Genomic DNA, 22,494 nt, shown 5'->3' on the forward strand with positions numbered 1-22,494 from the left:
CATGTCCGCTGCCAATACTGCCTCCATTGCCCCTGCCAGGGGTTTCGATCTCAAACGCAGCCTGCTGGAGACCCTGGTCGCCGGCCTGCTGGCCCTCATCGTCTTTGGCCCGGTCGTCGGCGTGGTGCTCGACGGCTACAGCTTCAATGCCGAGCCCAAACGCGTCGCCTGGCTGGTCGGCGGGGTGATGCTCGGGCGCTTCATCCTCAGCCTGTTCCTGCAGACGCCCACCGGCCAGCGCATACTCCAGGGCTTCGACAGCGGTGGCTCGGGCGTGCATGTGCTGGCGCCGGACTACAAGTCGCGGCTGCGCTACATCATCCCGGCGCTGATCGTCATCGCCATCGTGTTCCCGATCTTCGCCAACAAGTACCTGCTGACCGTGGTCATCCTCGGCCTGATCTACGTGCTGCTGGGGCTGGGCCTGAACATCGTGGTCGGCCTGGCCGGTCTGCTCGACCTGGGCTACGTGGCGTTCTATGCCATCGGCGCCTATGGCCTGGCGCTGGGCTACCAGTACCTGGGCCTGGGTTTCTGGAGCGTGCTGCCGCTGGCAGCCATCGCCGCGGCGCTGGCTGGATGCATCCTTGGGTTTCCGGTGTTGCGGATGCACGGGGACTACCTGGCCATCGTCACCCTCGGCTTCGGTGAAATCATTCGCCTGGTGTTGAACAACTGGCTGTCGTTCACCGGTGGCCCGAACGGCATGCCGGCGCCGTCGCCGACCTTCCTGGGCCTGGAGTTCGGGCGTCGGGCCAAGGACGGCGGCGTGCCGATCCACGAGTTCTTCGGCTTTGAATACAACGCCAACCTGAAGTTCGTGTTCATCTACGCAGTGCTGTTCCTGGTGGTGCTGGCGGTGCTGTACATCAAGCACCGGCTGACCCGCATGCCGGTGGGCCGCGCCTGGGAAGCCCTGCGCGAAGACGAGATCGCCTGCCGTTCCATGGGGCTGAACCACGTGCTGGTCAAGCTCTCGGCTTTCACCCTGGGCGCCTCCACCGCTGGCCTGGCGGGGGTGTTCTTCGCCACTTACCAGGGGTTCGTCAACCCTTCGTCGTTCACCTTCTTCGAGTCGGCGCTGATCCTGGCGATCGTGGTGCTGGGCGGCATGGGCTCTACCGTCGGCGTGGTGATCGCGGCCTTCGTGCTGACCGTGGCGCCGGAGCTGCTGCGCAGCTTCTCCGAATACCGAGTGCTGCTGTTCGGCGTGCTGATGGTGCTGATGATGATCTGGCGGCCGCGGGGGCTGATCCGTATCAGCCGTACCGGCGTGGTCCCGCGTAAAGGAGTGGCGCCATGAGCGACGAAATCATTCTGTCGGTCGACAACCTGATGATGCAGTTCGGTGGCATCAAGGCGCTCAGCGATGTCAGCCTCAAGGTGAGGCGCAACCAGATCTTCGCCCTGATCGGCCCCAACGGCGCGGGCAAGACCACCGTGTTCAACTGCCTCACCGGTTTCTACAAGGCCAGTGGCGGGCGCATCGAGCTGAACGTGCGCGGCAGTCACACCAACGTCATCCAGCTGCTCGGCGAGCGTTTCCAGGCAGCGGACTTCGTGTCCCCGGCCCGTTTCGCCAACCGGCTGTACTACAAGATGTTCGGCGGTACCCACCTGGTCAACCGCGCGGGGCTGGCACGCACCTTCCAGAACATCCGCCTGTTCAAGGAAATGTCGGTGGTGGAGAACCTGCTGGTGGCCCAGCACATGTGGGTCAACCGCAACCTGCTGGCCGGGGTGCTCAACACCCCTGGCTACCGCAAGGCCGAAAGCGACGCCCTCGACCATGCGTTCTACTGGCTGGAGGTGGTCGACCTGGTCGATTGCGCCAACCGTCTGGCCGGCGAACTGTCCTACGGCCAGCAGCGCCGCCTGGAGATCGCCCGGGCCATGTGCACGCGGCCGAAGATCATCTGCCTGGACGAACCGGCGGCCGGCCTCAACCCGCAGGAGACCGAGGCGCTGAGCCGGATGATCCGCGTGCTGCGTGACGAGCACGACATCACCGTGGTGCTGATCGAGCACGACATGGGCATGGTCATGAGCATCTCCGACCATATCGTGGTGCTCGACCACGGCAACGTGATCGCCGAGGGCGCGCCGCAGGAGATCCGCCACAACCCGACGGTGATCGCCGCCTACCTGGGTGCCGACGAAGAGGAACTGACATGAGTGCACCCATTCTCGAACTGAAGGACCTGGACGTGTTCTACGGGCCGATCCAGGCCCTGAAGAAAGTCTCGATGCACATCGACGAAGGCGAGACGGTGAGCCTGATCGGCGCCAACGGCGCGGGCAAGTCGACGCTGCTGATGTCGATCTTCGGGCAGCCGCGGGCGGCTTCCGGGCAGATCGTCTACCGCGGCACCGACATCACCCGCAAGTCGTCGCACTACATCGCCTCCAACGGCATCGCCCAGTCCCCGGAAGGTCGTCGGGTGTTCCCCGACATGACCGTCGAGGAAAACCTGATGATGGGCACCATCCCGATCGGCGACAAGCATGCCGGTGAGGACATGCAGCGCATGTTCGAGCTGTTCCCGCGGTTGAAGGAGCGGCGCAACCAGCGCGCCATGACCATGTCCGGCGGCGAGCAGCAGATGCTTGCCATCGCCCGGGCGCTGATGAGTCGGCCCAAGCTGTTGCTGCTCGACGAGCCGTCCCTGGGGCTGGCACCGATCGTGGTCAAGCAGATCTTCTCCACCCTGCGCGAACTGGCGCAGACCGGGATGACCATCTTCCTCGTCGAGCAGAACGCCAACCATGCGCTGAAGCTGTCGGACCGGGCCTATGTGATGGTCAACGGGCAGATCCGCATGACCGGGACCGGGCAGGAGCTGTTGGTCAACGAGGAGGTGCGCAACGCCTACCTGGGCGGGCACTGAACAGTGGCGGGGGCCACAGCGCGGCCCTTTCGCCGGCAAGCCGGCTCCACAAGAGCAGGGCATGCAATATCCCTGTGGGAGCCGGCTTGCCGGCGAAAGGGCTGCAAGGCAGCCCCAGCCCCTTTGCAACGAATGTGGACAACTTGTCGCATATCTTTCTTGAAACACTCCACAACCCCACTGCAAGCCCTTGTTTCCACAGGTTGAAAACTTTCCACGGATTATGTGGAACCGCCTGTGGAAAACATGGTGGCACCTGGCTGTATCCCGTGTATTCCCTAGCCTTCATGACTTTGCTCGTTTTTTGATCAGACGCTGTTCAGCGATGATTCCACAGGGTTTTTCCAAGTCTCCTGGAAGGCTCCACAGTAATAGGCAGTCTGTGGATAACTCTGTGCAAAAACCTTGGACAGACCGCCGCAAGCGGCATGATTGAAAGCGTTGCGCCATCATGGGCAGATGTCCACAGCCTCAATGGTTCCCCTGACCCGACGAGTTGCCCCCAATCCATGGGGAAAGGCTTGTGGATAAGGTGCGCATAGCCTGGCCAGAGCCTTCTATCATGGGGGTTTGGCGGCTTCGTACGTTTTTTGATCAGCTGTCGAGACGGTTGTCGTCGAACCCTGCGCCGGGCATGCTGCGAGGCCTGTCGACGACAATCCACCGCTAAGGAGAAGAGCATGACATCCACCGTATTCATCACTGGCGCGACTTCCGGCTTCGGTGAGGCCACCGCCCGCCGTTTCGCCGACGCCGGCTGGAAACTGGTGCTCACCGGGCGGCGCAAGGAGCGCCTGGATGCGCTGTGCAAGGAACTGGCGACCAAGACCGAAGTGCATGGCCTGGTGGTCGATGTGCGTGATCGCCAGGCGATGGAGGCTGCCATCGCCAGCCTGCCACCGACCTTCGACAAGCTGCAGGGCCTGGTCAACAACGCGGGGCTCGCGCTGGGCGTGGATGCCGCGCAGAACTGCAGCCTGGACGACTGGGAAACCATGGTCGACACCAACATCAAAGGGCTGATGTACACCACGCGCCTGCTGCTGCCGCGGCTGATCGCCCATGGGCGCGGGGCGTCGATCCTCAATGTCGGGTCGGTGGCGGGCAACTATCCGTACCCGGGCGCCAATGTGTATGGCGGCACCAAGGCCTTCGTCGGCCAGTTCTCGCTGAGCCTGCGCTGCGATCTGCGGGGGACCGGTGTGCGGGTGAGCAACATCGAGCCAGGGCTGTGCGAGAGCGAGTTCTCGCTGGTGCGCTTCGGTGGTGATCAGGCCAAGTATGACGCCACCTATGCGGGCGCCGAGCCGATCCAGCCGCAGGATATCGCCGAGACCATCTTCTGGATCCTCAACCAGCCGGCGCACATCAACATCAACAGCCTCGAGCTGATGCCGGTGAGCCAGGACTGGGCGGGATTCTCGATCGATCGGTCGGCCAAAGGCTGAATCATGTGATGGGGGCCGCTTTGCGGCCCATTCGCGGGTAAACCCGCTCCTACAGGCCTCGCATGTCTGTGGGAGCGGGTTTACCCGTGAATGCGTCAGACTTGGCGTGGCAAGCCTTCCAGGCAGGTCGCCAGGTGATAAGGGGTCGTCGAGGGCATGTCATGCCGGCTGACCGCGCCACTGCCATCGCGGCATTCATGCCAGCCGCCCGCATGCAGGAATCGCGACTGCAGCGCCTGCAACTGCTCCAGCAGCTTCGCCTCGCTCCCCTGTCGTAGCGCCAGCGCCCGCAGATACTCCGCCTGCGCCCAGATCCGCTGGGTCGCATCGAGCACCTGGCCGTCGACATCCAGCATCGCCAGCACCGCCGAATCCTTCACCCCGCACTGTTCGGCATATTCGAAGGCACGGCTGATGGAGCTGTGAAGGTCACTCCCGCGCAGCAGCGGCGAGGTGTCGAGCAGGTAGAACCATTCGAACTGGTGCCCCGGCTCGAACCAGTTATCCACAGCCCCGCGCGGCTTTTCCAGCATCAACCCATGGGTCGGCTCGATGAACTGCGCCTGCAGCGCATCGCACAGCTGCAGCAGCGCATGGCGCACATCGTCGTCCTCGCGCACGGCCAGCACCTGCAGGAACGCCTCGGCCAGGTGCATCTGCGGGTTCTGCAGCGGGCCGCTGCCCAGCTGCGACCAGTCTTCGCCAAGGCTGGCCTCGTACAGGCCATCGTCCCGGGCGAACTGCCCGGCAACGACTTCGAGCGCGCCATTGAGCGTGGCTTCCACCAACCCGTCGCCCACCTTGCCCCAGTAGTGGGCGCAGGCGAAGACGATGAAGGCGTGGGTGTAGAGGTCCTTGCGCCGGTCCAGCGGCTTGCCTTCGGCATCGATGCTGTAGAACCAGCCGCCGTGTTCGGCGTCGTGGAAGTGCTTCTGCAGCGAGCGGAACAGCGCGGCTGCTCGCTCGGCCGCGCCCGGTTGCTCGATGCGGCTGCTGAACAGGTACAGCTGGCGAGCGCAGGCCATGGCCCGGTAGCGCTGCACTGGCAGCGGGCGGTGCTGGATGTCGAGCGCCTCGTAGGGCAGGGCCATGTCGGCGTTCCAGCCTGGACCTTGCCACAGCGGCACGATGCACTCGGCGAAATGCTGGCGGAAACGGGTCAATGCGGGGCGGGGGTCGGACATGGTGGCGCTCGTGACGGTCGGGCAGGGCGCCATGGTAGCAGAACTGACGGTGTCGTCAGCTTGCGCCCGCGAAGAGGCCGCCGTGGCTAACCCGGATTGCCCAGCCCCTGCCAATGCCGTGCGCCGACGAAGATGAAGCGCAGCTGCTGGGTGATCTTCTCTTGCGCTGTCAGCAGCTGTGGATGACCAGGCTCCGGGCTGTCGATCAGTTCGGGCAGGGTGGCGAACACGGTCTTCACCACCAGGTCGGCCATCACCGCCAGGGCCGCGCCGTCCAGGTGCTGCCAGCGCGGCATGCGCGCAAGGTCCGTCGCCAGGTCGCTGCTGATGTCCAGACGCAGCCGGGCGATGGCCTGGCGCACCGGTTGCGAGCCGCCGTACTGCTCGCGGGCGAGGAACAGGAACTGCGCCCGGTGCGCGGCGACCACGTCGAGGAAGATGCGCACCGAGGCGTCGGTGATGCCGCCCAGCTCGAACTCGTTGTGGCGCACCAGGCGGATGGTCTGGCGGAAGGTGGTGTCGACCTCGGCGACCAGCGCCAGGCCCAGGGCATCCAGGTCGGGGAAGTGGCGATAGAAACCCGTGGGCACGATGCCGGCGGCCTTGGCCACCTCGCGCAGGCTGATGCTGCCGAAACCACGGCCGCTCTCCATGAGCAGGCAGGCGGCATCCAGCAGGGCCTGGCGGGTCTGTAGCTTCTGTTCGGCGCGCGGCAGCATGGGCACACATCGTATCGGGGTGGAACCCAGCACTTTATTGGCTCACCGGAAAAAGTCAAAACCCGTGACGAGTCGGCCGAGCGCTATCGAAGATGCTGGCGCGCAAAGTGATCGATGTAGTCGCCCGAGGAGATGGGGGTCTGTGGCATCAGCCGGTCGGGAATGGACCGCTGTGCCATTTCCAGGATCCGTTCACCGTATTCGTCCAGCAGCGCCCGCCTGTGGCTCAGCCACCCCTGGGCCTGAGCCGGGGTGGCCGCGCCCGTGCCAACCAGGGTGGCGCAGTGGTGCTCCAGCTGATCCAGCAGATACAGCTCCAGCATCGCCAGTTGCACCCGGTCGAACCGTTGCTCGGTGAAGCGCAATGCCGCCAGGCGGATGCCCAGCAAGCTGGCCGACAGTAGCAGGTGCTCTGCATGCGAGGGTGAGTCCGCTGCCTGCTTGTGCGAATCATGCAGCGCGCAGATGCACCGATTCAGGGGCGCGAGCAGCGATTCGATACTGCCAGGCAGCGAGGTGGATACCTGCTGGCTGTGCCCGATGCCGAAGAAGAACCTGGCGGCCTTGAGCATGATGACCAGGTTGTCGCCCTCGGCGGTGATCGCGCCATTGTTCGCCTGGAAGTAACCGATGATCCTGTTGACCGAAAACAGGCCCTGGGCACCGCATCGTTCCCTGATGCGCACCAGCACGCGTTGATTGTTCCAGGTGCTCGATGCCTTGAGCATCGCCAGTTCATTGAGCTGTTCGCGTCGCATCACGGCCATGGCGTCGTCTCCGAAATGGGCGACGAAGTGGTCGAGCCAGGCGTTGTGGACGTGTGTCGAGGCGATATCGCAGATCAGCGGGTTGCGGTAGGTCGGGTAATCCAGCAGCCGCTGCGAGCCGCGAACGCCAAAACTGCGACGGTCCTGCGAGTAGCGCAGATTGATCCGCAGTGCGGCTTCGGTTCCTGCCAGGGAAAACGCCGCCATGCACATCTTGCCGGCTTGTACGCGGTCCATCGACAGCAGAAAGCGCTGGCTCCTGCTTCGACCCAGCGAGTCGAAGTCGCCTGCTCGCGTGAAGCGGGCGATGCCCTTTTGCAGCAATGCGTCAAAGGGCAGGACCACGTTGTGGAACGAGGTGATCGCATTGTCCAGGTGGTATCCAGGTTTCTCTCCCAGAGGGCTGATACGCACGCCCGGGCGAATGCCCTCGTGGTCGTGCAACGGCAGCAGAAATGGAAACACGCCGTGATTGCACCCGTTGCACAGCAGCCTTGCCATGACCACGGCAATCTTCCCGAGGCCACCGGCGGTGGTATTGGGCATGAACTTGAAGGAGCGGGTGGTGGGCGAGGTCAGGACGAACGTCTGCGTGTCGGGGCTGTAGTGGGCTTCGCTTTCCAGGGAAAACAGGTTGTTGCCATAGCCCAGCTCGGTCGCCAGGAACACGCCGATGGCCTTGCCCTCGTTCAATTGCGCATACAGATGCCCGACATAGGCACTGTCGCTGCCCTGGCTCTTGATCGTGCCCATGCACAAGTTGAAGTGGATGCTCAGCATCGATGCCAGCGCGACGTCATGCATCGCGCTGACGCGATGCAGGTCGAGCAGGCGCGGAAGGTCGTTCAGCAGGGTATCGCCGCTGAGCTCTGGTCGAGCCAGCAGCTGCGCCAGCTTGTGCCTGGCTGCCTCGGCACTTTCGGCAGGGCGGGCGATGAGGGTCACGAGATCGCTGGTGAGCCAGTCGTAGGGTTGCTGGGAAGGAAGAAATGCAATCCGGTTCACGATGCCTCCTGGCACTGGGTGCGCTTGATGCTCAATTGCAGTCATTGGCTCCGGTAAGGCACGCGGGTTTCGCTAGGGCTGAACAAGCGACCGGGACTAGGCAACGCTACCAACAGGTCAGGGCAGCCGAAACTGGCAGAAATAACAGGGGGGAGAAAAGAAAAAGCCCGATCAACAGTGATCGGGCTTTGGAGGGGAGCAGGCGCAGTGGGGAGGGTTGTTGTACGTGGCCATGGCGATCAGCTCACGCGGCTGATTTCGACCAGACGATCCGAGCCACCCTCGGCTACACGGTTGTTGCGTTCGTTCAGACGATCGGAGCCACCTTCGGCGACGCGGTTGTTGCGCTCGATCAGGCGATCGGAGCCACCTTCGGCGACGCGGTTGTTGCGTTCGATCAGGCGGTCGGAGCCACCTTCGGCGACGCGGTTGTTGCGTTCGATCAGACGATCGGAGCCACCTTCGGCGACGCGGTTGTTGCGTTCGATCAGACGATCGGAGCCGCCCTCGGCGACGCGGCCGGCGCGTTCCTGCAGACGCTCGGCGCCACCTTCTGCCAAGGTCTTCAGCGGCTGGCTGACGGTTGCGGCGCTGGAGCGCGATTCGGCGGTCAGGTGCTGGTCTTCGGCCGGCAGGGCGAAGGCGTTGGCAGCCAGTACGGACAGGGTCAGGCTCAGCAGCAGATGGCGTTTCATGATTCGGTGCTCCTCTCGGGGGCTGGAAAGTGGTTACGGAGCCAATGCTACGCCCGGTAACTCCAGAGAGAAGTTCATCAGGATAATGGTAACAATCGATGCAATTGATACTGGGTTGCGGCTGCTCTGGATCAGTGTTTACAGGGGATTCGCCGAAATAGTGGCACGTTGCTCCCCCGGTAACACCTGCTGGCTGCTCGACGAAAAGCTGAGAAAGGCGACAGGAAAAACTTCGCTATCATGCCGTCCGGATTAAACCCGGCGACGTTTCATCAGTCCGACATACTGAGTGCCATCGTCGCCACGCAGTCAGGAGAATCACGCAATGACGCGACCCGCCAGAATCCTCATCTGGACCTTCGCCACCCTCGCCACCCTGCTGGCGATCCTGGTGGTGGTGATCGCCACCTTCGACTGGAACCGCGTCAAGCCGCTGCTCAACGAGAAAGTATCCGAAGCCCTGCACCGCCCCTTCGCGATCAATGGCAACCTCGCCGTGCACTGGCGCACCGAACCTGAGGAAGGTGGCTGGCGCGCGTTCGTGCCCTGGCCGCACTTCACCGCCGAAGACCTCACCCTGGGCAACCCCGACTGGCTCAAGGAGCCGCGCATGGTCGGCCTGGAACGTGTGGACTTGCGCCTGGCGCCGCTGCCGTTGATCGTCCAGCGCATCAGCATCCCCCGTATCGACCTGGTCAAACCCACCGCCAGTCTCACCCGCCTGGCCGATGGCCGGGCCAACTGGGAATTCGACTTCGGGCCCAAGGACGACAACGAAGCCCCTTCGTCATGGGTGCTGGACATCGGCGCCATAGGTTTCGATCAAGGCAACGTCAGCTTCGACGACCAGACCCTGAAAACCAGCATGAAGGTGCAGATCGATCCGCTGGGCAAGCCGGTACCGTTCAGCGACATCGTCGGCAAGGCCCGCGCCGAGAAGGCCGGCAAGGCCCAGGACTACGCGTTCGGCCTCAAGGCCCAGGGTCGTTACAAGGGCCTGTCGGTGACCGGTACCGGCAAGATCGGTGGCCTGCTGGCGTTGCAGGACGCCAGCCAGCCGTTCCCACTGCAGGCCGATGTGCGCCTCGGCGATACCCATGTGGCCCTCGCCGGCACCCTGACCGATCCGCGCAACCTGGGGGCCCTCGACCTGCGTCTGAAACTCTCCGGCAGCAGTCTGGGCAATCTCTATCCGCTGACCGGCGTGACCCTGCCCGACACGCCGGCCTACGCCACCGATGGCCGCCTGAGCGCCAACCTGCATGACCCCCAGGGCGCGCACTTTCGCTACGAGGGCTTCAACGGCAAGATCGGCGACAGCGATATCCACGGCGACCTGGCCTTCGTCGCCAGCCAGCCCCGGCCCAGATTGTCGGGCAACCTGGTGTCCAACCAGCTGTTGTTCAAGGACCTGGCACCTCTGATCGGCGCCGATTCCAACAGCGAGCAGAAGGCCCGGGGCGGCGCCAGCAAGCAACCGGCCGACAAGGTGCTGCCGGTCGAGGCGTTTCGTACCGAACGCTGGCGGGCCATGGACGCTGACGTGACCTTCGCCGGCAAGCGCATCGTGCATAGCGAGAAACTACCGTTCAACGATCTCTCTGCCCATGTGATCCTCGAAGACGGCCTGCTGCGCCTGCAACCCCTGCGTTTCGGCGTGGCCGGTGGCAACCTCGACGCCAATATCCGCCTGGACGGGCGCAGCACGCCGATGCAGGGCCGTGCCCAGTTGACCGCCCGTGGCTTCAAGCTCAAGCAGCTGTTTCCCGGTTTCGCGCCCATGCAGACCAGCTTCGGCGAACTCAACGGCGACGCCGACATCAGCGGCAGGGGCAACTCGGTGGCGGCGCTGCTGGGCACAGCCGACGGCGACCTGCGCCTGCTGGTCAACGACGGCGCGATCAGTCGCGGTCTGATGGAGATCGCCGGGCTCAACGTGGGCAACTACGTGATCGGCAAGCTGTTCGGCGACGAAGAGGTGAAGATCAACTGCGCGGCGGCCGATGTCGGCGTCAAGCAGGGCCTGGCCACCACCCGCCTGTTCGTCTTCGACACGGAGAACGCGATCATCCATATCAATGGCACGGCCAACTTCGCCAGCGAGCAGCTGGACCTGAAGATCAGCCCCGAATCCAAGGGGCTGCGCCTGTTCTCGCTGCGTTCGCCACTGTACGTGCGCGGGCCGTTTGCCAAGCCGAGCGCCGGCGTGCAGGCAGTGCCGCTGGCACTGCGGGGCGCGGGCATGGTCGCGTTGGGCGTGGTGGCGGGGCCGGCGGCGGGGCTGCTGGCGCTGATCGCGCCGAGCAGCGGGGATGTACCGAACCAGTGCACGCCGTTGCTGCAGCAGATGAGGTCGGGCAAGGCTCCGGCGGCGGTGAAGAGCAAAGGCTGAGCGGTAGTCGGGTCTCGATATGCGACCGGCTACAGCCCCAGCGCCGTGAGAAAGGCATCGATCTGGCGCTCGAAGGCAGGCCGCTCGTACTCCACCAACGCCATGCGCCACAGGCCCTGCCATCGACGACCTGCACCAGCGCCTGCGCCTGATCCGCTGGCCTGACCCCGAACTGGTCGACGACTGGTCACAGGGCGTGCCGTTGGAGGCCGCCAAGGCTCTGGTCGAGCATTGGCTGCACCGCTATGACTGGCGCCGTTTCGAGGCGCGCATCAACCGTTTCGAGCAGTTCCACAGCGAGATCGACGGTGTCGCCATTCACTTCATCCACGCCCGCTCGCCGCATGCCGAGGCGCTGCCGATCCTGCTGACCCATGGCTGGCCGGGCTCGGTGGTGGAGTTCCTGGATGTCATCGAGCGCCTGACCCATCCCACCCGCTTTGGCGGGCGGGCCGAGGACGCCTTCCATGTCGTGGTTCCGTCGATCCCCGGCTATGGCTTCTCGGAAAAGCCCACCGAGCTGGGCTGGAATCCGCAGCGCATTGCCCGCGCCTGGGCAGTACTGATGAACGACAGGCTCGGTTATTCGCGGTGGGTGGCCCAGGGTGGCGATTGGGGTTCGGCGATCACGCACGCCTTGGCCAGCCAACGCCCGCAGGGTCTGCTGGCGGCCCACGTGAACCTGTTGCTGGTGGTGCCCGAGCAGACTCCGGAGCAACCCAGTGCCGCGGAACTGCGCGCCCTGGCGGATGTGGAGCACTACCTGGACCAGATGTCCGGCTATGCCGACCAGATGAACACGCGTCCGCAGACCATCGGTTATGCGCTGAACGATTCACCGCTGGCGCTGGCCATGTGGATGTACGAGAAATTCTGGGAGTGGACCGACAACCAGGGGCGGCCGGAAGATGCGTTGAGCCATGACCAGATGCTCGATGACATCTCGCTGTACTGGTTCACCGGTACCGGCGCCTCCAGCGCGCGGCTGTATTGGGAGGGGGTGGGCAGGACCATTCGCGACCGTGGCTTCTTCTCGGCGGTGCGCGCGTCATCCGAGCGCATTCAGGTGCCGATGGCCGCCACCGTGTTTCCCGGCGAGACCTTCCAGCCGCCCAAGGCCTGGGCACAGGCGGCGTATGCCGAGCTGTTCTACTGGAACGAGGTCGACCGGGGCGGGCATTTCGCGGCGTTCGAGCAACCGCAGGTATTCGCCCAGGAAATGTGGCAGGCGTTCGCGGCGTTGCGCGATTGATGGCCAGGGAGGCCCGCCCCGCGACCACGTCGCCGGGCGGGGTCGCGGGGGATACCGTCAAAGCCCTTGCAGCAGATCCGACATGTCGTCCGCGTGCTCTTCCTCCTGGGCCAGGATGTCCTCGAAGATGCGCCGCGTGGTCGGGTCCTTGTCACCGATGTACTGGATGATCTCGCGGTAGCTGTCGATGGCGATACGCTCGGCCACCAGGTCTTCCAGCACCATCTCCTTCAGCGAACTGCCCGCCACGTACTGGGCGTGGGAGTTCTTGCTCAGGTTGTCCGGGTTGAAGTCCGGCTCGCCGCCCAGCTGCACGATGCGCTCGGCCAGCTTGTCGGCGTGCTCGGCTTCCTGGGTGGCGTGCTCGAGGAACTCTTCGGCGGCGACGCTGGCCTTGATGCCGCTGGCCATGAAGTAGTGCCGCTTGTAGCGCAGGGTGCAGACCAGCTCGGTGGCCAGCGACTCGTTGAGCAGGCGCAGGATCTTCTCGCGGTCGGCATGGTAACCCTCGGTCACCGCGCCTTGCTCGACGTGCTGGCGGGCGCGTTCGCGCAGGGTCTTAACATCGGTCAGTTCAACGCTCATGTTCATCTCCGAAAGGATCATGGGGGTCATGCGCCGGGCACGGCATCACTGTCTTCCTGGCGCTGCTTGCAGGTCTTGAAACCCTTGGCGTCGACATGGCCGGTGGCGTCGAAACGCACGTAGTAGGGCTGCTGGTGGCCGTCGCGGTTGAGGATGTAGTCGTTGCAGGTGCCGCCGTGGGGCAGGTCGACGGCATTCGACGGACGGCCACCGATGGCGATGACTTTCTGCATGGTCATGCCATGTTCCACCTGCTTGACCAGCGGTTCGTCGCGGTAGGTGACGTAGTCCACCGGGTTTTCCGGGCGACTGCCACAGGCGGCGAGGGTGGCGCTTGCCAGAAGGATGGCCAGGGTCTGCTTGTACATGGTCCCGCTCCTTGCTCAGGGTCTGTTCTGCTTGGAACCGCACGGCGCGCCGGGAGTTCGATTGCGAATGTCGTCGGCGGCGCTGTAGTGTTGGCCGGTCGTCCACGGAAGAGGGCAGGGGTGATGAGTCAGGAACTGGCCACGCGTTATCCACTGGTGCTGGTGCCGGGCATGCTCGGTTTCGTGCGGGCGCTGCTGTATCCCTACTGGTTCGGTATCGTTCCGGCGTTGCGCCGGGGCGGCGCCCAGGTGTTCCCGGTGCAGGTTTCGCCGTTGCATTCCAGCGAGGTGCGGGGCGAGCAGTTGCTGTTGATCATCGAAGAGATCTGTCAGCGCACCGGAGCCGAGAAGGTCAACCTGATCGGCCATAGCCAGGGCGCGCTCAGCGCCCGCTATGCGGCGGCGAAGCGGCCTGACCGGGTGGCTTCGGTGACGTCGGTGGCCGGCCCCAACCATGGCTCGGAGCTGGCCGATCATCTCGAACGCACGGCACCTGGCGACTCGCCTCGGGGGCGCATCCTCAAGGCCGTGCTGCATGGCTTCGCTGTGGTGCTGGGTTGGCTGGAGACCGGCTGGCGCCGCGATCCGCTGCCGATCGACGTGCACGCTTCGCACCAGTCGCTGACCAGTGCCGGGGTGGCACTGTTCAACCAGGCTTATCCACAGGGGTTGCCCGAGGTCTGGGGTGGCGAGGGGCCGCCGGAAGTGAACGGGGTGCGCTATTACTCCTGGTCCGGAACCCTGCAACCGGGGCGCACCGACCAGGGCCTGAACCGATTCGATGGCAGCAACCGATTTTGCCGGCTGTTTGCCCGCAGCTTTGTCAGGGAGAAGGGGCAATGCGACGGCATGGTCGGGCGCTTCAGTTCGCACCTGGGTCAGGTGATCGGTGATGACTATCCGCTCGATCACCTGGATATCGTCAACCAGTCGCTGGGCGCGGTGGGCAAGGGGGCTGAACCGGTGCGGCTGTTCGCCGAGCATGCCGCCCGGCTCAAGGCTGCGGGGCTGTGACGAGCCTTGGGGCTGCTTTGCAGCCCTTTCGCGACACAAGGCCGCTCCCACAGGAGCAGTGCTGTCCTTGAGTCATGTGCTTGACCTGTGGGAGCGGCCTTGTGTCGCGAAAGGAGCGCGCAGCGCTCCCCGGCGGTCAACGCCTTACCGGCTTGGTCCAACGTTCAGCCAGCAGCACGCCGACCAGTGTCAGAAGGCCGCCAACCAGGTGATAACTGGCCAGCTGCTCATCCAGCACCACCGCAGCGATCACCGCCGTGACCACCGGCAGCAGGTTGAAGAACAGCGTGGTGCGGCTCGGCCCCAGGCGGTGCACGGCCTGCATCCACACCAGCGGCGCGACCATCGAGGCCAGCACGCAGGCATACAGCACCAGGCCGATGTTCCCGGCGTTCAAGCCGGTTTTCGCTGACAGCAGGAACAGCGGCAGCAGCACCAGGATTGCCACCAGCACCTGCAGGTACAGCAGTTGCAACGGCGGCAGGCGCAGTTGCCATTTCTTCAGCAGGAAGCTGTACAGCGCGTAGGCGAAGGTCGCCACCAGCATCATCAGGTCGCCGCCGTTCAGGCCGTGGTGCAGCAACGTGGCGGGCTGGCCGGCCGAGACCACCTCCAGCACGCCGACGAACGACACCAGCGCGCCCAGCAGCGCGCCATAGCTCAGGCGTTGGCCGAGCCAGGCGATGGACAGCGCCAGGGCCATCAACGGCATCAGCGAGAGAATGATGCCCATGTTGGTGGCGCTGGTGATGCCGGCGGCGAAGTACGCCAGGCTCTGGTAGATGGCCATGCCCAGTACGCCCAGCACGAAGACCTTGCCCAGGTGTGGGCGGATCGCCGCGCGGTTGCGCCAGACCTGCGGCAGCAGGAACGGGGTGAACAGCAGACCGGCCAGCAGCCAGCGATAGAAGCCGATCTCGGCGGGGAAGATGGCATCGGCGGACAGCTTGGTGACCACCGTGTTGCCGGCCCAGATGAAGATGGCGAGGAGGGGGAAGAGGTAGTTCATGCAACGGGTACTCAAAGTGACAGACTGGGGCCGCTTTACCGCCTTTCGCGGGCAAGCCCGCCCCCACAGGGATGGCGCCGAGCCTGTGAGAGCGGGCTTGCCCGCGAAAGGCCTGCGCAGCAGGCCCTGATTGACCGGTATTATCGGCTGTCTGTCTGAAACTCTATACTCCAATCCAGACAACCCACCCCGCGAAGCAGACAGCATGACCCGCAAGTACCTCGACATCCCGCAGTTCAACCAGCTTCCCGCGCCGGTGTACTTCCGCTACGACGAATTCGGCGCCGACACCCACAGCGCCCCGCACCGTCACCCCTGGGGCCAGCTCAACTACGCCGCCCACGGCCTGATGCACCTGGACGTCGAGGGCCAGCGTTTCATCTCGCCCCCGCACTACGCCGTCTGGGTACCGCCGGACACCGAGCATGGCTGCTACAACCCCCAGGCCATCGTCTACCGCTCGGTCTACCTCGAGCGCAGCCTGTGCGCCGAACTGCCGGCGCAACCCTGCAGTCTGGTGATCAGCGACATCCTCAAGGCCATCCTCGGCGACTTCGCCCACCGCGACCTGCACATCGCCCAGGACGAGCGCGACCAGCGCCTGGTCCAGGTGCTGGTCGACCAGCTGCACCTGGCGCCGACCCAGACCTGCTACCTGCCGTTCGCCCGCAGCGACAGCCTGCGCCAGGTCCTCGAGGCGCTGCATGGCGAGCCAGGCGACAACCGCCCCCTCGCCCACTGGGCGGCGCAGGTGCATGTCAGCGAACGCACCCTGGCCCGGCAGTTCCTGCGCGAGCTGGGGATGAGTTTCGGCGAATGGCGCCTGCGCCTGCGCTTTCTGCGGGCGATCGAAGCGCTCGAAGCGGGCACATCGATCCAGGCGATTGCCTTCGACCTTGGCTACAGCAGCGCCTCGGCCTTCATCGCCATGTTCCAGCGTCAGGCCCACTGCACGCCGGAACAGTACCGGCGCCGGGCGCGCACGGAGATGTAAGAAATCTTGTCTACACTGTGCTCGACGAGCGCGCATCGGGCGCGCAAACAAGGAGACCACTCCATGAAGCTGCTGCACGTACCTCTGCTGGTGTTGGGCATGTTGATCGCCGGGCAAGGATTCGCCGCCACCGCGCAACAGGAAAAGATGAAAACCTGCAACGCCGACGCCACCGCCAAGGCCCTCAAGGGTGACGAGCGCAAGGCGTTCATGAGCACCTGCCTGAAGAAGGATGTGCCCCAGACGCAGCAGGAGAAGATGAAGACCTGCAACGCCGACGCCACCGCCAAGACCCTCAAGGGCGACGAGCGCAAGGCCTTCATGAGCGACTGCCTGAAGAAGAAATGACCTGTGCCTATGCCTCTGCCGTGAACGCTGGCAGACTGCGGGTCCTTCCGCTGTCTGCCGTTGAGGCCGTATGACCTTCACCCCTCGCCAGATCACCCTCGCCAGCTGGGTCATCGTCATGGCCGGCCTGCTGCTGGCGCTGCCCCTGAAGCTGTTGCCGAGCCTGCTGGCCGGCCTGCTGGTTTACGAGCTGGTCAACATGCTCACCCCCAGGCTGCAGCCGCTGATTGCCGGGCAGCGCGCGCGCTGGCTGGCGGTGGCCCTGCTGGGCACGCTGGTGGTGAGCACGCTCACGCTGCTGATCGCCGGCGCCTTCAGCTTCCTGCTGCACGAAGCCGAGAACCCCGGCGCTTCGCTGGACAAGTTCATGGGCCTGGTCGAGCGCGCCCGTGGCCAGCTGCCGCCGTTCATCGAAGCCTACCTGCCGGCCAGCGCCGCCGAGTTCAAGGTGGCCATCGGCGACTGGATCAAGAGCCACCTGAGCGATCTGCAACTGGTCGGCAAAGGCATGGCGCACATGTTCGTGACGCTGCTGATCGGCATGATCCTCGGCGCCATCGTCGCCTTGCAGCGCCTGCCCGACCTGTCCCGGCGCAAGCCCCTGGCCGCGGCGCTGTTCGAGCGCCTGAGCCTGCTGGTGCAGGCGTTTCGCAACATCGTCTTCGCGCAGATCAAGATCTCGCTGCTCAACACCGTGTTCACCGGCATCTTTCTCGCCGTGGTGCTGCCACTGTTCGGCGTGCACCTGCCGCTGACCAAGACGCTGATCGTGCTGACGTTCCTGCTTGGGCTGCTGCCGGTGATCGGCAATCTGATGTCCAACACCCTGATCACCATTGTCGGCTTGTCGCTGTCGATCTGGGTGGCGGCGGCGGCGCTGGGGTACCTGATCGTCATCCACAAGGTCGAGTATTTCCTCAACGCGCGGATCGTCGGCGGGCAGATCAGTGCCAAGGCCTGGGAGCTGTTGCTGGCGATGCTGGTGTTCGAGGCGGCGTTCGGGTTGCCGGGGGTGGTGGCGGGGCCGATCTATTACGCCTACCTGAAGAGTGAGTTGAAGCGGGCGGAGTTGGTCTGACAGATTGCTGGGGCCCTTTCGCGACACAAGGCCGCTCCCACATCTTCTGTGGGAGCGGCCTTGTGTCGCGAAAGGGCCGCAAGGCGGCCCCGGGATTGTTCAGGCGGCGCCGTAGCGCTTGCGCGCTTCGATCGCCAGCCCGCTGCCGATGCTGCCGAAGATGTTGCCTTCCACATGCCGCGCATTGGGCAGCATCGCCGCCACGCTGTTGCGCAGCGCCGGGATACCGCTGGAACCACCGGTGAAGAACACCGTGTCCACCTGCCCCTCGCTGACGCCAGCCTTGGCCAGCAGCTCGGTGACGCTGCCGCGCACCCGCTGCAGCAACCCGTCGATGGCGTCCTCGAACAGCGCCCGGGTCAGCTCGGCGGCCAGGGCCGGCTCGACCCGGCCCAGGTCGATGCGGCGGCTGTCGCGGTCGGTCAGCTCGATCTTGCTGGCCTCCACTTCCATCGCCAGCCAGTGCCCGGCGCGCTGCTCGATCAGGTTGAACAGGCGGTCGATGCCGAGGGTGTCCTCGATGTCGTAGCGCATGTTGCCCAGGGCCAGCTGCGATTTCTGCGCGTACAGGGCGTTGATGGTGTGCCAGGTGGCCAGGTTGAGGTGGTAGCTGGTGGGCATCAGCGCACCGCTCTTCATCCGGCTGCCGTAGCCGAACAGCGGCATCACGCCCTGCAGGCTCAACTGCTTGTCGAAGTCGGTTCCGCCGATGTGCACGCCGCCGGTGGCGAGGATGTCGTCCTGGCGCTCGTCCACCAGATGGCGCTCGGGCGACAGGCGGATCAGGGTGAAGTCCGAGGTACCGCCGCCGATATCGACGATCAGCACCAGCTCTTCACGGCTGATGCCCGACTCGTAGTCGAACGCCGCGGCGATCGGCTCGTACTGGAACGACACGTCCTTGAAGCCGATCTTGCGCGCAACCTCGGCCAGGGTGTCCTCGGCCTCCTGGTCGGCGGCCGGGTCTTCGTCGACGAAGAACACCGGGCGGCCCAGCACCACTTGGTCGAAGTCACGACCGGCATCGGCTTCGGCACGCTTTTTCAGCTCGCCGATGAACATGCCCAGCAGGTCCTTGAACGGCAGGGCGCTGCCCAGCACGCTGGTGTCGTGCTTGATCAGCTTGGAGCCCAGCAGGCTCTTGAGCGAGCGCATCAGGCGGCCTTCGTAGCCTTCCAGGTATTCGTGCAGGGCCAGGCGGCCATACACCGGTCGACGCTCCTCGATGTTGAAGAAGACCACCGACGGCAGGGTGATCTTGCCGTCTTCCAGGGCGATCAGCGATTCGACGCCCGGGCGGTGCCAGCCGACCGTGGAGTTGGAGGTGCCGAAGTCGATGCCGAGGGCGCGGGCCGGGGATACGTCAGACATGAGGGAGAGCTTCCGGAGGCAAAACGGCCGCGCAGTTTATGCGAGTCTGCGGCTAAATCAAGACCGGTCGTCTGCGATAGCGCAACCCCGGATGAACCTTGAAAGGCTATGCTTGACCCCAATCTTCAGTAGCAATACGTACATTCACATCGGTGATCCATAGATGGACTTCAAAGACTATTACAAGATACTCGGCGTCGAGGCGAGCGCGGACGAGAAGGCGATCAAGGCCGCGTACCGCAAGCTCGCGCGCAAGTATCACCCCGACGTCAGCAAGGAGCGTGACGCCGAGGACAAGTTCAAGGAGGCCAACGAGGCCTACGAAGTGCTCGGCGACAAGGACAAGCGCGCCGAGTACGACGAGATCCGCAAGTACGGCGGCCAGCATGGCCGGCCGTTCCAGGCGCCGCCTGGCTGGGAGTCGCGCGGCGGCAGTGGCGGCGGCTTCGAGGGCGGCGATTTTTCCGATTTCTTCAGCTCGATCTTCGGCGCCCGGGGCGGCAACCCCTTCGGTGGCGGCGGTGGCCGGCAGCAACGCAGTGCCGGCAGGCGAGGGCAGGACGTGGAACTGGAACTGGCGGTCTTCCTCGAAGAGACCCTGAACAAGGAATCCAAGCAGATCAGCTTCCAGGTGCCGCAGACCAACGGCGCCGGGCAGCGCACCGGGTTCACCACCAAGACCCTGAACGTGAAGATCCCCGCCGGAGTGACCGACGGCGAGCGCATCCGCCTCAAGGGCCAGGGTGCGCCGGGTGTCGGTGGCGGCGCCAATGGCGACCTGTTCCTGACCATTCGCATGGCACCGCACCCGCTGTTCGATGTCGAAGGTCATGACCTGATCATCACCGTGCCGCTGGCGCCGTGGGAAGCGGCGCTCGGCGCCAAGGTGGCGGTGCCGACCCTGACCGGCAAGATCAACCTGACCATCCGCCCCGACAGCCAGAGCGGCCAGCGCCTGCGGGTCAAGGGCATGGGCCTTTTGAACAAGCAGGGCGAGCGCGGCGACCTGTATGCCCAGCTCAAGGTGGTCATGCCCACCCAATCCGATGACGCAGTTCGCGCATTGTGGACCCAGCTCTCCGAGAAAGCCGCGTTCAATCCGAGGACTCAATGGAGTAAGTGATCATGAGCAGCACCCTGATCGTTCAACTGGACATGCGTACCCTTTGCCAGGAGGCCGATGTATCGGCCGACTGGGTGATCGAGATCGTCGAGCACGGCATCGTTGAACCTTCGGGGCGAACGCCGGAGGAATGGGTGTTCGATGATCGCGCGCCGGTGACGTTGAAGCGCGCGGTGAAGCTGCATCAGGAGCTGGAGCTGGAGTGGGAAGGGGTGGCGCTGGCGTTGGAATTGCTGGAAGAGGTGCAGCAGTTGCGCAGCGAGAACAGCATGTTGAAGCAGCGGTTGGGTAGGTTTACCCAGATGTGACGGGTATGACCTGTGAGAATCTGGGGCTGCTGCGCAGCCCTTTCGCGACACAAGGCCGCTCCTACAAGGGATCGCGGTCGTCTGTAGGAGCGGCCTTGTGTCGCGAAAGGGGCGCAAGGCGCCCCCAGCTTCACGAGACTTTCGCGATGACTTTGAAGTACAACGCCGTCGCCCGATAAACCCCGTCCGGGCCGCAGGCATAATCCGGAATCTCCCCCGCCTTGCTGTACCCCTGCGCCCGATAGAACGCCTCGGCTTCGGACCCGGCCTCGGTATCGAGAAACAGCATCCCCCGCCCGATCCGCCGCGCCTCGGCCTCCAGCGCCCCCATCAACTGCTGCCCCAGCCCACGCCGCCGCGCATCGCTGTGCACCAGCAGCTTCTGCACCTCGCCGCGGTTCAGCCCGTTGGGCTTCAGGCACAGCCCCAACTGCACGCTGCCCAGCACCTCCTGCCCCAGGGCAATGACCCAGAGCAGTTGCTCGCCACTGGCCAGCTTTGCCTTCACCTCATCGAAGTAAGCCTTGGCTTGCTGTTCATCGATTTCGGCAAGAAACCCCACCGAAGCGCCCTGGCGCACCGCATCGAGCAAAAGGGCCACCAGGCCGTCGCGGTAGTACGCCAGGCCTTCGTGGGTCACGCGGTGCAGTTGGGCGCTGTTCATGGGCTTCAGGTCCTTGAAGGGGGAAGGGTATTGTCGTCCAGGTAAAGCTGCATGAAGGTCAGGTCCAGCCAGCGGCCGAACTTCACCCCCACCTGCGGCATCTGTCCGGTGATGCTGAAGCCCAGCCGTTCGTGCAGGCGGATCGACGCTGCATTGCCACTCTCGATGGCGGCGACCATCACGTGCTTGTCGCAGCCGCGAGCCCGTTCGATCAGCGCCTCCATCAGGACGGGACCCAGGCCCTTGCCGCGCTGGTCGCCACGGATATAGACCGAATGCTCGACGGTATGCCGAAAACCTTCGAACGGCCGCCAGTCACCGAACGAGGCATAGCCCAGCACGCCACTGTCATCCACCGCTACCAGGATCGGATAGCCCTGCTGCGCGCGGGCCTCGAACCAGGCCAGGCGATTGGCCAGGTCCACCGGGGTTTCGTTCCAGATCGCCGTGGTGTTGGCCACGGCGTCGTTGTAGATGTCGAGGATGCCCGGCACGTCGTCGGTCAGGGCGTCGCGGATCTGGTAACTCATGACAGCGTCTCGCAAGGGAAGTGGTTGCAGATTAAATGGTAACCAGGCCGCGCACACCTTCGGCCTGCATGTTTTCGCCCCGGCCGCGCTGGACGATTTCGCCGCGGGCCATGACCAGGTATTGGTCGGCCAGTTCCTCGGCGAAGTCGTAGAACTGCTCCACCAGCAGGATGGCCATGTCGCCACGGTCGGCCAGCTTGCGGATCACCGCGCCGATCTCCTTGATCACCGAGGGCTGGATGCCTTCGGTGGGCTCGTCGAGGATCAGCAGGCGCGGGCGGCTGGCCAGCGCGCGGCCGATGGCCAGCTGTTGCTGCTGGCCGCCCGAGAGGTCGCCGCCACGGCGTTGTTTCATCTGCTCCAGCACCGGGAACAGTTCGTAGATGAAGGCCGGGACTTCCCGCGCCTCGCGGGCGGGGAAGCGTGACAGGCCCATCAGCAGGTTTTCCTCGACGGTCAGGCGCGGGAAGATCTCGCGGCCCTGCGGCACGTAGGCGATGCCGGCCTGGACCCGCTGTTGGGGCTTGAGCGTGGTGATCGGCTTGCCTTCCCACTCCACGCGGCCCTCGCGGGCCGGCAGCAGGCCCATCAGGCAGCGCAGCAGGGTGGTCTTGCCCACGCCGTTGCGGCCCAGCAGGCAGGTGACTTCGCCGACCTTCGCCTCGAAGGACAGGCCGCGCAGGATGTGGCTGCCGCCGTAGTACTGGTGCAGGGTGTCGATTTTCAGCATGTGCGGTTCCTGGAGTGTTTGC

General features: G+C 64.7%; 23 protein-coding genes. 12 read left to right on the top strand and 11 right to left on the bottom strand.

The annotated features are described in order from the left end of the window. Window position 1 precedes the first annotated feature (1 nt). The 4 genes from livM to N7422_RS21635 all read left to right on the top strand — a co-directional run bounded on the left by livM (window position 2) and on the right by N7422_RS21635 (window position 4,336). Window positions 2–1,303 carry a high-affinity branched-chain amino acid ABC transporter permease LivM gene (gene livM / locus N7422_RS21620; protein ID WP_279808440.1) on the top strand — a complete coding sequence of 434 codons (1,302 nt, stop codon included), beginning with the start codon at window positions 2–4 and terminating at the stop codon, window positions 1,301–1,303. Then, window positions 1,300–2,175 (top strand): ATP-binding cassette domain-containing protein, encoded by an 876-nt coding sequence (locus N7422_RS21625; protein WP_279808441.1) that lies wholly within the window; start codon window positions 1,300–1,302, stop codon window positions 2,173–2,175. Before livM ends, N7422_RS21625 begins: the two co-directional genes overlap by 4 nt. Then, window positions 2,172–2,888: an ABC transporter ATP-binding protein gene (locus N7422_RS21630; RefSeq protein WP_279808442.1), complete on the top strand. Its 717-nt coding sequence runs from the start codon at window positions 2,172–2,174 to the stop codon at window positions 2,886–2,888. Before N7422_RS21625 ends, N7422_RS21630 begins: the two co-directional genes overlap by 4 nt. Before the next feature lie 680 nt (window positions 2,889–3,568). Beyond that, entirely contained in the window at window positions 3,569–4,336 is a 768-nt protein-coding gene (locus tag N7422_RS21635; protein ID WP_279808443.1) for an SDR family oxidoreductase, read from the top strand. Between the two features lie 95 nt (window positions 4,337–4,431). Here the strand turns inward: N7422_RS21635 and N7422_RS21640 are convergent, their stop codons facing one another. From N7422_RS21640 to N7422_RS21655, 4 genes are all read right to left on the bottom strand, one after another. Then, window positions 4,432–5,520: an AGE family epimerase/isomerase gene (locus tag N7422_RS21640; RefSeq protein WP_279808444.1), complete on the bottom strand. Its 1,089-nt coding sequence runs from the start codon at window positions 5,518–5,520 to the stop codon at window positions 4,432–4,434. An 86-nt stretch (window positions 5,521–5,606) separates the two neighbouring features. Then, complete coding sequence (locus N7422_RS21645) at window positions 5,607–6,239, bottom strand: TetR family transcriptional regulator (RefSeq protein ID WP_279808445.1); 633 nt, start codon at window positions 6,237–6,239, stop codon at window positions 5,607–5,609. An 83-nt stretch (window positions 6,240–6,322) separates the two neighbouring features. Continuing rightward, window positions 6,323–8,011, bottom strand: a complete 1,689-nt coding sequence (locus tag N7422_RS21650; protein ID WP_279808446.1) for a hypothetical protein — start codon at window positions 8,009–8,011, stop codon at window positions 6,323–6,325. A gap of 239 nt (window positions 8,012–8,250) precedes the next feature. After that, window positions 8,251–8,706, bottom strand: a complete 456-nt coding sequence (locus tag N7422_RS21655; RefSeq protein ID WP_279808447.1) for a phage infection protein — start codon at window positions 8,704–8,706, stop codon at window positions 8,251–8,253. Window positions 8,707–9,031: 325 nt separating this feature from the next. Between N7422_RS21655 and N7422_RS21660 the strand changes: the two genes are divergently transcribed. Together N7422_RS21660 and N7422_RS21665 are read left to right on the top strand one after the other, a co-directional pair. Next, window positions 9,032–11,098: an AsmA family protein gene (locus N7422_RS21660; RefSeq protein WP_279808448.1), complete on the top strand. Its 2,067-nt coding sequence runs from the start codon at window positions 9,032–9,034 to the stop codon at window positions 11,096–11,098. Between the two features lie 148 nt (window positions 11,099–11,246). Next, window positions 11,247–12,350, top strand: coding sequence for an epoxide hydrolase (locus N7422_RS21665; protein ID WP_279808498.1), 1,104 nt, complete (start codon window positions 11,247–11,249; stop codon window positions 12,348–12,350). Window positions 12,351–12,407: 57 nt separating this feature from the next. Here N7422_RS21665 and N7422_RS21670 read toward each other — a convergent pair whose 3' ends face one another. Together N7422_RS21670 and osmE are read right to left on the bottom strand one after the other, a co-directional pair. Then, window positions 12,408–12,935: a ferritin-like domain-containing protein gene (locus N7422_RS21670; RefSeq protein ID WP_279808449.1), complete on the bottom strand. Its 528-nt coding sequence runs from the start codon at window positions 12,933–12,935 to the stop codon at window positions 12,408–12,410. 26 nt (window positions 12,936–12,961) lie between these two features. Further along, window positions 12,962–13,303, bottom strand: a complete 342-nt coding sequence (gene osmE / locus N7422_RS21675) for an osmotically-inducible lipoprotein OsmE (RefSeq protein WP_279808450.1) — start codon at window positions 13,301–13,303, stop codon at window positions 12,962–12,964. A 123-nt stretch (window positions 13,304–13,426) separates the two neighbouring features. On the opposite strand from osmE, the gene N7422_RS21680 reads away from it, so the two are divergent. Further along, complete coding sequence (locus tag N7422_RS21680) at window positions 13,427–14,317, top strand: triacylglycerol lipase (protein WP_279808451.1); 891 nt, start codon at window positions 13,427–13,429, stop codon at window positions 14,315–14,317. 136 nt (window positions 14,318–14,453) lie between these two features. Here N7422_RS21680 and N7422_RS21685 read toward each other — a convergent pair whose 3' ends face one another. Continuing rightward, window positions 14,454–15,326, bottom strand: coding sequence for a DMT family transporter (locus N7422_RS21685; RefSeq protein WP_279808452.1), 873 nt, complete (start codon window positions 15,324–15,326; stop codon window positions 14,454–14,456). 205 nt (window positions 15,327–15,531) lie between these two features. Between N7422_RS21685 and N7422_RS21690 the strand changes: the two genes are divergently transcribed. The 3 genes from N7422_RS21690 (at window position 15,532) to N7422_RS21700 (ending at window position 17,746) form a co-directional block, all read left to right on the top strand. Beyond that, window positions 15,532–16,320: a helix-turn-helix transcriptional regulator gene (locus N7422_RS21690; RefSeq protein ID WP_279808453.1), complete on the top strand. Its 789-nt coding sequence runs from the start codon at window positions 15,532–15,534 to the stop codon at window positions 16,318–16,320. Window positions 16,321–16,383: 63 nt separating this feature from the next. Next, complete coding sequence (locus N7422_RS21695) at window positions 16,384–16,668, top strand: PsiF family protein (protein WP_279808454.1); 285 nt, start codon at window positions 16,384–16,386, stop codon at window positions 16,666–16,668. 70 nt (window positions 16,669–16,738) lie between these two features. Next, window positions 16,739–17,746 (top strand): hypothetical protein, encoded by a 1,008-nt coding sequence (locus N7422_RS21700; protein WP_279808455.1) that lies wholly within the window; start codon window positions 16,739–16,741, stop codon window positions 17,744–17,746. A 99-nt stretch (window positions 17,747–17,845) separates the two neighbouring features. On the opposite strand, the gene N7422_RS21705 is transcribed toward N7422_RS21700, so the two are convergent. After that, entirely contained in the window at window positions 17,846–19,117 is a 1,272-nt protein-coding gene (locus N7422_RS21705) for an Hsp70 family protein (RefSeq protein WP_279808456.1), read from the bottom strand. Window positions 19,118–19,280: 163 nt separating this feature from the next. Here N7422_RS21705 and cbpA point away from each other — a divergent pair, with 163 nt between their 5' ends. Both cbpA and N7422_RS21715 read left to right on the top strand, forming a co-directional pair. Next, window positions 19,281–20,240: a curved DNA-binding protein gene (gene cbpA / locus N7422_RS21710; RefSeq protein ID WP_279808457.1), complete on the top strand. Its 960-nt coding sequence runs from the start codon at window positions 19,281–19,283 to the stop codon at window positions 20,238–20,240. Between the two features lie 2 nt (window positions 20,241–20,242). Further along, on the top strand, window positions 20,243–20,548 hold the full coding sequence (locus N7422_RS21715; protein ID WP_011535907.1) for a chaperone modulator CbpM: 306 nt from the start codon (window positions 20,243–20,245) through the stop codon (window positions 20,546–20,548). Between the two features lie 130 nt (window positions 20,549–20,678). On the opposite strand, the gene N7422_RS21720 is transcribed toward N7422_RS21715, so the two are convergent. From N7422_RS21720 to urtE, 3 genes are read right to left on the bottom strand one after another with little or no spacing between them, the layout of a single operon-like run. Continuing rightward, window positions 20,679–21,212: a GNAT family N-acetyltransferase gene (locus N7422_RS21720; protein ID WP_279808458.1), complete on the bottom strand. Its 534-nt coding sequence runs from the start codon at window positions 21,210–21,212 to the stop codon at window positions 20,679–20,681. A gap of 5 nt (window positions 21,213–21,217) precedes the next feature. After that, window positions 21,218–21,742, bottom strand: coding sequence for a GNAT family N-acetyltransferase (locus N7422_RS21725; protein ID WP_279808459.1), 525 nt, complete (start codon window positions 21,740–21,742; stop codon window positions 21,218–21,220). Between the two features lie 31 nt (window positions 21,743–21,773). Further along, window positions 21,774–22,472 carry an urea ABC transporter ATP-binding subunit UrtE gene (gene urtE, locus N7422_RS21730; protein ID WP_062572701.1) on the bottom strand — a complete coding sequence of 233 codons (699 nt, stop codon included), beginning with the start codon at window positions 22,470–22,472 and terminating at the stop codon, window positions 21,774–21,776. Window positions 22,473–22,494: the final 22 nt, after the last annotated feature.

Source organism: Pseudomonas sp. GD04091, from assembly GCF_029836165.1.
Classification (GTDB): Bacteria; Pseudomonadota; Gammaproteobacteria; order Pseudomonadales; family Pseudomonadaceae; genus Aquipseudomonas.